Origin of the sequence: Bacillus sp. AP50 (assembly GCF_040492675.1) — a bacterium.
In the GTDB taxonomy this organism is placed as follows: domain Bacteria; phylum Bacillota; class Bacilli; order Bacillales; family Bacillaceae_G; genus Bacillus_A; species Bacillus_A cereus.
The window spans coordinates 1-11,350 of sequence record NZ_JBEUTW010000154.1 but is presented as its reverse complement, the minus strand read 5'-3'; the positions used below and the strand labels follow the sequence as shown (position 1 = coordinate 11,350).

Here is an 11,350-nt window from a genome sequence, read left to right as displayed (position 1 = left end):
CCTCCATATATGGTAACCTTCTCAAGCTTAACACACTTTTAGTTTTTTAGCAAAATTTTTATTTTATCATAAAATTATTTTACGAGTCAATACTTCAGAGGCAAGAAATTAAATTTACACAATACACTATAAAAATCGCAATTCCATTAACGGTTCCACACACATTCATTCTCCTTTAACACAAAAACACATCACTACATTTAAGTAGTGATGTGTTTTTGATAAGGCATAAATAAATATCTACTTTTCCGTCTATATACTAACCTGTTTGCTAACTGTTTCCCTCGCTAAAAGAAAACTCATAATCACTTGCGCTGCTACTCTACTCGTCATATCTCTGAAATCAAGAGTTGGATCAATCTCTACTATATCCATCCCTTGAACGAGCGATTCTTTACCAAGGAATTCAATCGCATCTAGTAAAGTCGTACTATCCATCCCACCAGGCCCAATTGCTGGACAACCTGGTGCAAACGCTTGGTCTAGCACATCCATATCAAGAGAAATATAAATAGAAGTCACACCTTGATTTCTTAATACTTCAATACTTTCCGTGATAATATCTTTTATTTCTCGCTCTCGTACGTCTTTCATTGTATACACTGTTACACCATGCTCTATTGCATATTCATGGTACGCACGTGCATTAGAAAAATTACGAATTCCAATTTGAACAAGTTGTTTCCCTGCAATGACATCATTTTCTAGTAAACTACGGAATGGTGTACCATTTGACGGGCCTCCATCATCTAAATTACGTAAATCATGATGAGCATCAAATTGAATAATTCCGACCTTCCCTTTACTGTTTGCAAAACCTGTTATACTCGGAAAACTAATCGAGTGGTCACCGCCAAGAACGATTGGTATCATGTTCGGGTTTACTTTCGTTACATGCCCAACTGTTTTCGCAATTCGTTTATGACTTTCTTTTATATCCGTCACATGCATCGTAATATCGCCGCAATCATATAAGACACTTTCTTTCATATCGTGTTCTTCTGTAATTGCATATGTGCTATATGCATCTAACATCGCACGAATTGTTTTTGGCGCAAAACTCGCTCCTGAATGACTAATAGACGGTTTAGAAAGGGGTGCTCCAATTAAGGCAGCACCGAATATTTCCACACCTTCCTCCCAATCTTTAATCATCTCACTCCATTTCGTCACTTCACGATCAATAAACTTTGCATTTTTCTTTAAATAGTGGCCGTGCTCCACGATTGTTCACCTCTTGTATATGCAATATTACCATTCTTCCATACTGTATTCACATGACTTACGCCGTAATGATACGGTACGTAAGCATAATTGTAAGCATCCCATAAAACTAAATCTGCCTTACGACCAACTCTAATTTTCCCAGCTACATCACCACGGTTAATGGCATATGATGAGTTAACCGTTACGGCATTCCAAACTTCTTCTGGTGTCATTTTCAATTTTAGCATCGCAATGCTCATAATAAGCTGAATATTTTCAGTTGGACAGCTACCTGGGTTAAAGTCTGTAGCTAACGCAACTGCAACACCTTCATCAATCATTTTACGTCCACGAGCAAAGCTTTCTTTATTTAAATAGAAAGTTGTTCCTGGTAATAAAGTTGCTACTGTATTAGAATTTGCAAGCATTTCAATTCCTTTATCAGAAGCACCAACTAAATGGTCCGCTGATGCTGCACCGATTTCTGCCGCTGCTTCCGCACCACCAAGAGGGTCGATTTCATCTGCATGAATTTTCACATCAAAGCCAAGCTCTTTCGCTTTTAATAAAAATTCTTTTGATTCTTCTACAGAGAACACACCTGTTTCACAGAAAATATCAACGAACTCCGCTAATTGCTTCTCTTTCATTTCTGGTAGTAGGTCTAACATCCATTGTAAAAATTCTTTCGATCTACCTTTATACTCTTTCGGAACTGCATGAGCACCTAAAAATGTTGAAACTAAATCGATCGGATGCTCTTTTTGTAATTGTGCTGTTGCCTCTAATTGTTTCCATTCCGTCTCATCATCTAATCCGTAACCACTCTTCGCTTCTACAGTAGTAACTCCGAAAGATAGCATACGGTCTAAATGGAATTTCGCTTTTTGAACAAGTTCTTCTTTCGACGCCTGTTTCGTTGCATTTACAGTTGAAAGTATGCCTCCGCCTTGTTCTAAAATTTCTAAGTACGGAACTCCTTGTAGTTTTAGTGCGATTTCATTTTCACGAGATCCACCAAATACAAGATGAGTATGCGGGTCAACAAGACCAGGAGAAACCATTTTCCCGCCGCAATCAATAACTTCTCTCGCTTGTAATCCTTTCGCTTCTTCCGCTGTTCCAACGAAAGTAATTACACCATTTTCAATTCCAACCGCACCGTTTTCGATAACAGGAAGCGTGTTCATCGCTTCCCGTCTTAACAAGCCATCTTCTTGATCCATTGTTAGTAATTGACCGATATTTATTAGTAAAGTGTCCAGCATGTTTTCTCCTCCTTATTTCATCATCGGAATGTTAACGCCTTTTTCTTTCGCAGTTTCCACAGCTAAGTCATACCCTGCATCCACGTGACGAACAACACCCATACCAGGGTCAGAAGTTAATACGCGCTCAATTCGTTTTGCTGCTGCTTCTGTTCCATCTGCAACGATAACCATTCCCGCATGAAGTGAATAACCCATACCAACGCCACCACCGTGGTGAACAGATACCCAGCTTGCACCGTTTACACTATTAATTAATGCATTTAAAATTGGCCAGTCAGCTACTGCATCACTACCATCTTTCATCGCTTCTGTTTCACGGTTTGGAGATGCTACTGATCCACAATCTAAATGGTCACGACCGATAACGATTGGTGCTGATAATTCACCATTTGCAACCATTTCATTAATGATGCGACCAAATTTCGCACGCTCACCGTAACCAAGCCAACAAATACGTGATGGAAGCCCTTGGAATTCAACTTGTTGACGTGCCATACGAATCCAGTTACATAAATGTTCATTATCAGCGAACTCACGTAAAATTACTTCGTCTGTTTTATAAATATCTTCTGGATCACCAGAAAGTGCTACCCAGCGGAATGGTCCTTTTCCTTCGCAGAATAATGGACGGATAAATGCTGGAACGAATCCTGGGAAATCGAATGCATTTTTCAAACCTTCATCGAAAGCAACTTGGCGAATGTTATTTCCGTAATCAAATGTAATTGCGCCTTTTTCTTGCATAGCAAGCATTGCTTCCACATGTTTTGTCATACTTTCTTTTGATAATTGTACGTAGCGTTCTGGATCTTCTTCACGAAGTTTCGCTGCTTCTTCTAACGTGTAGCCTACTGGAATATAACCGTTTAATGGATCATGAGCAGATGTTTGATCTGTAACTAAGTCTGGTGTAATATTGCGCTTCACTAGTTCTGGTAAAATTTCTGCCGCATTTCCTAATAAACCAATAGAAATCGGTTCTTTCTTCTCTTTATACTCGTTCGCAACCGTTAACGCTTCTTCTAATGATTCTGTATACATATCACAGTATCTCTTTTCAATACGACGATCGATGCTGCGCTTATCAACATCAATAGCAATGACAACACCGCCGTTCATCGTTACAGCAAGAGGTTGTGCACCACCCATACCACCTAAACCAGCAGTAAGTGTTAATGTACCTTTTAATGAACCATCGAAATGTTGACGAGCTGCTTCACCAAATGTTTCATATGTTCCTTGTAGAATCCCTTGCGTTCCAATGTAAATCCAGCTACCAGCTGTCATTTGTCCGTACATCATAAGACCTTTTTTCTCTAGTTCTCGGAAGTGATCCCAGTTTGCCCATTTTGGTACTAAGTTTGAGTTCGCTAACAAAACGCGAGGTGCATCTTCATGTGATTTAAAAATGGCAACTGGCTTTCCTGATTGAACAAGTAACGTTTCATCGCTTTCTAACGTTTTTAATGAATCTACAATCGCCTGATAACTTTCCCAGTTACGAGCTGCACGGCCAATTCCGCCATATACAACTAATTCTTCTGGTTTTTCAGCAACTTCAGGATCTAAATTGTTCATTAACATACGAAGTGCAGCTTCTTGCACCCACCCTTTCGTTTGTAACTCTGTACCTCTTGGCGCGCGAATTGTTTGTTGTACTTTTTCCATTTCAATCTCTCCCTTTTCTCATTTTATAGTGCTGCGTTTACATCTAATCTTTCTTTTATCGAATAATTCGTTTTTAACCAATGCGCAATATTTTCAATATCTGTTGAGAATATACGGTCATTTTTAATAGATGGCACCTGCTGACGACCTTGATGGTAGAAGCTCTTCGTCACTGTACTCATGTTTTCAATTCCGCGATATTCTGCTGCTTGCATTGCACAAATCATCTCAATAGAAAGAACACGTCTTGCATTTTGAATAATTTGATGTGCATGGCGTGAAGCAATTGTTCCCATACTTACATGATCTTCTTGGTTAGCAGAAGACGGAATTGAATCTACACTCGCCGGATGTGCTAACGTTTTATTTTCAGAAACAAGCGACGCTGCAGCATATTGCATAATCATTGCACCTGACTGTAGTCCTGGTTCTGGACTTAAAAATGGTGGTAAATCATTTAATTGCGGATTTACTAAACGCTCAATACGGCGCTCCGAAATATTTGCAAGTTCCGCCATTCCTACTTTTAAGAAGTCCATCGCAAACGCAATCGGTTGACCATGGAAGTTACCACCTGAAATTACTTTTTCTCCGCCATCAAAAATTAGCGGATTATCTGTTGCTGCATTCATTTCAATTTCTAATTTTTCTTTTACATAATTTAAAACTTGCCAAGAAGCACCGTGTACTTGCGGGATACAACGAAGTGAATAGGCATCCTGCACTCGTAATTCTCCTTGTTTTGTTGTTAATTTACTATCGTGAAGAATGTCACGAATTCTGCTCGCTACTTCCACTTGCTCTTTATAACCACGTGCTTTATGAACATTTTCATCAAATGCATCAATAATGCCTTGTAACCCTTCAATTGTCATCGAAGCAATTAGTTCAGCTTGATACGCCGTTGCTTCTGCTTCTATATAAGAAAGAACTCCTTGTGCTGTCATCGCCTGCGTACCATTAATTAACGCAAGACCTTCTTTCGCTTCAAGTTCAATTGGCTCAAGCCCTTCTTCTGTAAGAGCAACCATTGCATGAACGCGTTTCCCCTTATAGAACACTTCACCTTCGCCTAATAATACGAGCGCAAGATGAGATAAAGGTGCTAAATCGCCACTTGCACCAAGTGAACCTTGTTGCGGAACGACTGGATGAATTTTACGGTTTACAAACTCAAGAAGCATATTTACAACAAGCGGCCTAACACCAGATACTCCTTTAAGCATCGTGTTCGCTCGTAAAATTAACATTCCACGCGATACTTCTTCCGGGAATGGATCACCAATCCCACATGCATGTGACTGAATTAAATTATGTTGAAGTGCCTTTACATCATCTTTTTGGATAAGCACATCACTAAACTTTCCAAATCCAGTTGTAATTCCGTAAACGACTTTTCCGTCCTCTACAATTTTCTCAACTACTTCGCGGCACTCCGCTACCTTTTGCATACTAGTTGGACAAGCTGTTACACCTTCTCCTTCCAGTAATAACCTCTTCATTTCTTCAACTGTCAATGTATGTCCTGTTAACGTAATCATCATTTTTCCTCCTTAAAAAGGCAAAAGGGGACCTTATCTTTTTAAGACAGACTTCTGTCCTAAAAAAGTAAGGCCCCCTTCTAACTAATAGACTATGGGCAAATCATATGTGATTAATTCCTAAACCAATCGCCTCATGCTCAGATCCTTTTACAGGTGCACCAATCGTTCCATATAATGCAACAGCAACCCATTCGCCTTCTTTTTTTCCGTCGTATGGTGTACCGCGCACAATCGCAAAACGAAGTCCTACTGTACGAAGAACGTCTGCTAACTGAATTTGACCTCTCGTCACTCCGTACAAAGCTTCCATAATTGCATGATAAAGTGCATGTGTTTCTCTGTAAACGTCTGTTTCAATAACTTGGTTGCTTTTAGCCGCTGTTTCCATTGCTGCGACAACCTTTTGCGAATTCATCGAACCCACTTTCCCCGTACAATACTTCCAACCTTTTGGAATGGATAATACAGGACTTTCATTCTCATCCGCAAGTGCCAACAGCATGGCCATACGACCAATTCGATGTGTTCCTTGAAGAAGCATGTGACTCTCTCATTTCTTTTGAATTATTTGAATATTACTTAATTTAAGAATATATGAAAACGTTTAAATCGTCAATAGTTTAAAATCATATTCAAACATTTTTTTCATCCCCATAATTTTGTGTACACAAATGATTTACACAAAATTTCCAGACGTGCTATAGTCTCACTAACAGATGCAAAGGGGCGAAATTTCAGTGACAAAACGAAAAGATATTCATTTTCGAATTGAAGAGAAATTACTTGAAAGGTTTGAATTAGCACTCCATTACGAAGGTTTAAAGAAAACAGATGTATTAACACATGCAATCCAACAATTTTGCACAAAGGTGGAATGTGACAAAATGAATGATGTAAAACGTCAATATAACGTTAGCAACCATTTACAAACACGCATCGACACACATACACATTACGAAGAAAAACACGTAGATTTAGATAAACTCGTCATTAAACATTTACAACTTCAAGGGGAAGAAAACATATTAGAGGTTGGGTGCGCTAGTGGAAAATTCCTTTCCCTTTTACAAACAAATGGTCATAAAGGCCCATTAACCGGGTTTGATCAATCCGAAGCTATGCTTGCTGAAGCTGCTAAAACAAATAACTTAATAGAATGGAAACGAGGGGATGCTAGTAAACTTCCTTTCGAAACAAATTGTTATGACCTAATAATTGCAAGACATATGTTATACCATGTGAAAGATGTTGAAAAAACAATTCAAGGATTCCATAAAGTAATTCGTCCTGGCGGAACACTTTTAGCTACAACAAATTCTAGCGTTACACTACCTCGTATAGTTGAAATGTGTAACCGTATGTTAGACGCATTTGATTTACCGAAAACAACATCATCAGTCACTCCATTTTGTTTAGAAAACGGTAAAGAGATATTACAATCTGTTTTTCCAACTGTTGAAGAAACAGTTATTCATAATGCTCTCGTTTTTCATCATGCTACTCCGATTGTAAACTATATTTCTAGCATGTTTCCGTCGCTAAATATACCCGATAATATGTATCTTCAAGCCGAGATGAAAGAATGGCTAACAGAAGAAATCAACCAGGAATTATCTCTCCATAACGGTATATGGCGCGATCCAAAAACGTTAGTAATTTATCGGTGTCAAAAAGAAAAAAGCTAGCATTTGCTAGCTTTTACACGTTTTCTCGTAAAAGTTTCTCCATTACTACATTGCCTTTACCACAATAAAAATCTGTATTATGTTCGTCTGCCACTCCAAAATAAGAGGCAATTGCTATTCCAAATGGTACAAATGCATGCCCTTGTGCTGTAATGATATTTGAGTGTTTCACAACTTCTTCATACACAAAATTTTCTACTGGAAAACAATCAAATTTTTGATAATCTATAGTCGCAGTATAAGAAATCCCTTTAAATAACCCTGCTTTTGCTAGTGCATACGGTCCAGCACAAATTGCCGCCACTAATTTTTCTTGTTCATGAAATTGACGAATGATTGAAAAAAGAGGTTTTGCATCTTCCAACTGTCCTTCTTCTCCACCTGGAATAAGTATCCCCTCATACTCATCTACACATACTTCACTTACTTCTATATGCGGCTGCACTTGCAATCCAGTTTCACTTATAACCAATTCTTTAGTTAAGCCCGCTGTAATGATTTCATATTTATTTTTCAGCAATGCCGTCGCTACTGTTATTTCAAACTCTGCAAATGTTGAGTATACAAATAAAAGTATTTTTTTCATAGCCCTCTCTCCTTTAACCAGTCCATAAAATATACCTCTAAATCGTCCACTGTTAATCTATTCGTGTCCACATAAGTTACAGGAAATTTTTTATACCAGTCTTTTTCAGTTTCTACTAATTTAAATTGCTCCTCAAACGTACTTCTGTTTCTTGTTCTATCATTATTTTTTCTATCATATACATTCTTTTTCGTAACATCTAAGTAAAAAATCACATCTGAACGGCATGCTCTTAATTTATATAATTCATCTTTCAATTCAGTTTCTATATCCCACTCTTCTCCTATAATCGTTGGATAAAAGAGTGTAAAAAACTCAATGTCTTCTGGTCCGCGATCAAAAATTACGACTGAATCTTTCACATTTTGAAACTCCTTTATTTTTGCTTCCATAAACATTTTTTGATTCATAATAAACCCTACTTTTGAATTCATGTCTAAATTCAATTTTTTTCGCTTCTCTACAATTGGATATGGATTTTCATATATAACTCGAAACCCTCTCTTTTCTAACCTTTTTGCTAATGTTGTTTTTCCGCTAGCCATCGGCCCTTGCAGTGAAATTACGTATGCCACACCTCTCATCCCCTTACACTTTAGTACACCTATAATATACAGAATCTTGAAAACTCTCAACATTATATATATCATCTTGTTTCTTATTCTTATCTAACTTATAATGAAAAATAGAGATTATGACGGACGCATCAATAATGTAAGCTTGGAAATCCAAGCTTACATTATTTTTTGCTTTCTCTTTTCTAACAAAAAGAGTATACTAGATTAGAACGTATGTTCTTAATAATTACATACAGTAAGGAGATAGAACAATGGTATACGACACAAAAGCAATTTCTTGGAATGAATCTTTAAAACAACTTCAACGCCGCTATACAAACAAACAAGTTGACCGAAAAGAATTTGAGGATATTGAACTGATGGAATTCTTCCGCGATAACGACTACATTTCTTTACCTACACATATAAGCGGCCTATCAAAAACACGTTTTACTTCTTACTCTATTTTCACAACTGAAGATAAAGATCGTAAAGTTGGCACACTTATTATTGAGTATGTTGAAGACGATAATAATAATTTATGTGTTGAACAACTATACTTCGTTTAAACTATAACGCTTGGTCAAAATGACCAAGCGTTCTTGCTTTCTATGAATCTCACTGTATATAATATGAATAAAAGAAAACCGCTATCATTAAGGGGGGATATGCTTGCTCGAAGGATGGTTCAGTTGGTTCATTGTATTATGGACGGTTATTTTATTAGGGCTTATGTCTATCGGTGGATACTTTATGTTCAGAAAATTCCTGAAACGATTACCAAAAGAAGACGGCATGTCCATTTTGGATTGGGAAGGACACTACATAAATAAAACGAGACATTTATGGGATGATGAACAAAAACAATTGTTAGAAGAGCTTGTAAGCCCTGTTCCAGAACTATTTCGTGATGTTGCAAAATCAAAGATTGCTGGCAAAATCGGGGAACTTGCATTACAAGAAAATGCCTCTCAAATTACACAAGACTTAATTATTAAAGGGTATATCATTGCCACACCAAAGCGTGATCATAAATTTTTAATAAAAAAACTACAAGAAAAAAAGATTGATTATTCTAACTATCGATCTTTACTCGCAAAGTAACTTCATATTATTTTCGATAAAAAAGACAGCGCCTTTGACGCTGTCTTTTTATTTGGTACATATACAGTTTTTAAGTTAGCTTCATATCTTTTTCATTATAAAAACCATCTTCTTTTTCCATTTCCTTCTGTAATTTCGTAAAGGAACGATACATTGCAATTCTCCATGACACAATCATCGCAAACGCAAGTAAGAAGAACATGCCACTAAGTTGTCCTAAATCAAGAGATTGACTTAAGTAGGTTTTAAATACAATCCGCACTACAAGTAATCCAATTAATATGAAAACAAAGGCTTTTGAACGCTTCAAATAAATCTCTTGTCCTCTAATTTCAAATTTAGATGTTTTAATAAGAAAAATAGAGAAAATCAAACCGACACCAATTGCTTCTAACATTTCTGCTGGAGTTAATCGAAATTCAGGAAAAACATACATCAATGCACCCGTACTCATAAAAAATGGTGGAAGTATAATTTTTTTCAATGTTGCAGGTTTCTTAGCTGCTTTTAAACGAATAAACATCGCACCGACAGCCATACAAACAGCAACGATACTTGATAAAAGAACTATGTTCATATTTTCTCATCCTTTTTTGTGGCTATATGCAAAATATACTTTCATTATATGCTTTTCCGTTAGTATTTCCAACATTTTCGCAGAATAATACTAAAAACCAGTAAAACCACCAAATAAACTTGAGAAATATACGATAATTTTCGTCATCCAGTTAAAGTATAGGAAGACACCCATAACAATCATAATATATCCTCCGACTTTCATGAAGGCCATACTATTTCTTTTAATCCAAGACATTTTCGTAATAAAGAATGACAGTACGAAAAACGGGATTGCAAATCCAAGTATGTAAGCAATCATATATATCATTGCTGATTCTGGATTTGTTGCTGCTAATCCAATTACAGACACTAGAATTGGTCCGGTACATGGCGTCCACCCTGCTGCAAAAGCTAATCCGATTAGTACTGATCCAAAATAGCCACTTGGACGATTTTTAAATGTAAATTTACGGTCTTGCATTAAAAATTTCGGCTTAAACACCCCGACAATAATTAAGCCGAACACGATGATAAATATACCACCTAACTGTCTGATTAAATCTTTATAGTCAGTAAAGATTCCTCCAATAAAACTTGTACCAAATCCAATTGCAATAAATATAATTGAAAATCCAAGTAAGAAAAACGCTGTATGTATCATACTTCTTTTGCGAAGCATTGCATTTTCTTCTTTCAATTCAGAAACCGACATACCTGTTATGTACGATAAAAATGCCGGATAAAGCGGTAAGCAACATGGGGAAATAAATGATAAGAACCCGGCGCCAAACGCTAAAAAAATACTAATATCTTGCATCATTCCACTCCTCTCCCTAAATATTGTAACAAAAACACATAAAAATACTATGAACAATTCGTGAAATCACTTTTACAACGTGGCAATAAGAAAAACCGCACTTCCTCACAGTTTCTAATAAAACGTTTTCATTTCCTTCTATTATATAGAAAAAACCCAAATGGATTATAAAACTCCTTTAATTGTTATTACCATAACAAAGGTAACATAGTTTCTCAAATAATTAGCACGTTACTAGTACGTCTATATACATATTGGTTTAAAAAATATTTTTTTCAAATGCTATCTCTATACAATGCAAAGTTTAATTTATAATACTTCTACTATTAAAAATTTCAAGATTATGCATAAATA

At 36.6% G+C, this 11,350-nt stretch carries 13 protein-coding genes; 3 read left to right on the top strand and 10 right to left on the bottom strand.

From position 1 onward, the window contains the following. Positions 1 to 252: 252 nt before the first annotated feature. The 5 genes from hutG to hutP form a co-directional block, all read right to left on the bottom strand. Positions 253 to 1,224: a formimidoylglutamase gene (gene hutG, locus ABWK52_RS13415; RefSeq protein WP_053512828.1), complete on the bottom strand. Its 972-nt coding sequence runs from the start codon at positions 1,222 to 1,224 to the stop codon at positions 253 to 255. Then, positions 1,203 to 2,474, bottom strand: a complete 1,272-nt coding sequence (gene hutI / locus ABWK52_RS13410; protein WP_000887540.1) for an imidazolonepropionase — start codon at positions 2,472 to 2,474, stop codon at positions 1,203 to 1,205. The genes hutG and hutI overlap by 22 nt, the downstream gene beginning before the upstream one ends. A gap of 12 nt (positions 2,475 to 2,486) precedes the next feature. Continuing rightward, entirely contained in the window at positions 2,487 to 4,145 is a 1,659-nt protein-coding gene (hutU, locus tag ABWK52_RS13405) for a urocanate hydratase (protein ID WP_000416946.1), read from the bottom strand. A 23-nt stretch (positions 4,146 to 4,168) separates the two neighbouring features. Continuing rightward, positions 4,169 to 5,686, bottom strand: coding sequence for a histidine ammonia-lyase (gene hutH / locus ABWK52_RS13400; RefSeq protein ID WP_000631875.1), 1,518 nt, complete (start codon positions 5,684 to 5,686; stop codon positions 4,169 to 4,171). A gap of 103 nt (positions 5,687 to 5,789) precedes the next feature. Next, entirely contained in the window at positions 5,790 to 6,230 is a 441-nt protein-coding gene (gene hutP / locus ABWK52_RS13395; RefSeq protein WP_000926516.1) for a hut operon transcriptional regulator HutP, read from the bottom strand. Positions 6,231 to 6,426: 196 nt separating this feature from the next. Here hutP and ABWK52_RS13390 point away from each other — a divergent pair, with 196 nt between their 5' ends. After that, the gene (locus ABWK52_RS13390) at positions 6,427 to 7,374 is read left to right on the top strand and encodes a class I SAM-dependent methyltransferase (protein ID WP_000166755.1); all 948 of its coding nucleotides are present in this window, start codon (positions 6,427 to 6,429) and stop codon (positions 7,372 to 7,374) included. 13 nt (positions 7,375 to 7,387) lie between these two features. On the opposite strand, the gene ABWK52_RS13385 is transcribed toward ABWK52_RS13390, so the two are convergent. Beyond that, complete coding sequence (locus tag ABWK52_RS13385; protein WP_061655820.1) at positions 7,388 to 7,960, bottom strand: DJ-1/PfpI family protein; 573 nt, start codon at positions 7,958 to 7,960, stop codon at positions 7,388 to 7,390. Further along, the gene (locus ABWK52_RS13380) at positions 7,957 to 8,544 is read right to left on the bottom strand and encodes an AAA family ATPase (RefSeq protein WP_001986424.1); all 588 of its coding nucleotides are present in this window, start codon (positions 8,542 to 8,544) and stop codon (positions 7,957 to 7,959) included. Before ABWK52_RS13380 ends, ABWK52_RS13385 begins: the two co-directional genes overlap by 4 nt. A gap of 245 nt (positions 8,545 to 8,789) precedes the next feature. On the opposite strand from ABWK52_RS13380, the gene ABWK52_RS13375 reads away from it, so the two are divergent. Beyond that, positions 8,790 to 9,086: a hypothetical protein gene (locus ABWK52_RS13375; protein WP_000262400.1), complete on the top strand. Its 297-nt coding sequence runs from the start codon at positions 8,790 to 8,792 to the stop codon at positions 9,084 to 9,086. 103 nt (positions 9,087 to 9,189) lie between these two features. Further along, the gene (locus tag ABWK52_RS13370) at positions 9,190 to 9,621 is read left to right on the top strand and encodes a DUF2621 domain-containing protein (protein ID WP_087967692.1); all 432 of its coding nucleotides are present in this window, start codon (positions 9,190 to 9,192) and stop codon (positions 9,619 to 9,621) included. A gap of 70 nt (positions 9,622 to 9,691) precedes the next feature. Here ABWK52_RS13370 and ABWK52_RS13365 read toward each other — a convergent pair whose 3' ends face one another. The 3 genes from ABWK52_RS13365 to ABWK52_RS29760 all read right to left on the bottom strand — a co-directional run bounded on the left by ABWK52_RS13365 (position 9,692) and on the right by ABWK52_RS29760 (position 11,162). Further along, complete coding sequence (locus ABWK52_RS13365; protein ID WP_001028440.1) at positions 9,692 to 10,198, bottom strand: CcdC family protein; 507 nt, start codon at positions 10,196 to 10,198, stop codon at positions 9,692 to 9,694. Positions 10,199 to 10,288: 90 nt separating this feature from the next. Then, on the bottom strand, positions 10,289 to 10,996 hold the full coding sequence (gene ccdA, locus ABWK52_RS13360; RefSeq protein WP_001152676.1) for a cytochrome c-type biogenesis protein CcdA: 708 nt from the start codon (positions 10,994 to 10,996) through the stop codon (positions 10,289 to 10,291). Positions 10,997 to 11,012: 16 nt separating this feature from the next. After that, positions 11,013 to 11,162, bottom strand: coding sequence for a peptidase T (locus tag ABWK52_RS29760; protein ID WP_071686460.1), 150 nt, complete (start codon positions 11,160 to 11,162; stop codon positions 11,013 to 11,015). Between the last annotated feature and the right edge of the window lie 188 nt (positions 11,163 to 11,350).

Excerpts from the sequence above, each read along its gene's own strand:
- hutP (WP_000926516.1), bottom strand. The coding sequence starts at position 6,230 with ATGCTTCTTCAAGGAACACATCGAATTGGTCGTATGGCCATGCTGTTG.
- ABWK52_RS13380 (WP_001986424.1), bottom strand. The coding sequence starts at position 8,544 with ATGAGAGGTGTGGCATACGTAATTTCACTGCAAGGGCCGATGGCTAGC.
- ABWK52_RS13375 (WP_000262400.1), top strand. The coding sequence starts at position 8,790 with ATGGTATACGACACAAAAGCAATTTCTTGGAATGAATCTTTAAAACAA.
- ABWK52_RS13385 (WP_061655820.1), bottom strand. The coding sequence starts at position 7,960 with ATGAAAAAAATACTTTTATTTGTATACTCAACATTTGCAGAGTTTGAA.
- ABWK52_RS13365 (WP_001028440.1), bottom strand. The coding sequence starts at position 10,198 with ATGAACATAGTTCTTTTATCAAGTATCGTTGCTGTTTGTATGGCTGTC.
- ccdA (WP_001152676.1), bottom strand. The coding sequence starts at position 10,996 with ATGCAAGATATTAGTATTTTTTTAGCGTTTGGCGCCGGGTTCTTATCA.
- hutU (WP_000416946.1), bottom strand. The coding sequence starts at position 4,145 with ATGGAAAAAGTACAACAAACAATTCGCGCGCCAAGAGGTACAGAGTTA.
- hutH (WP_000631875.1), bottom strand. The coding sequence starts at position 5,686 with ATGATTACGTTAACAGGACATACATTGACAGTTGAAGAAATGAAGAGG.
- hutI (WP_000887540.1), bottom strand. The coding sequence starts at position 2,474 with ATGCTGGACACTTTACTAATAAATATCGGTCAATTACTAACAATGGAT.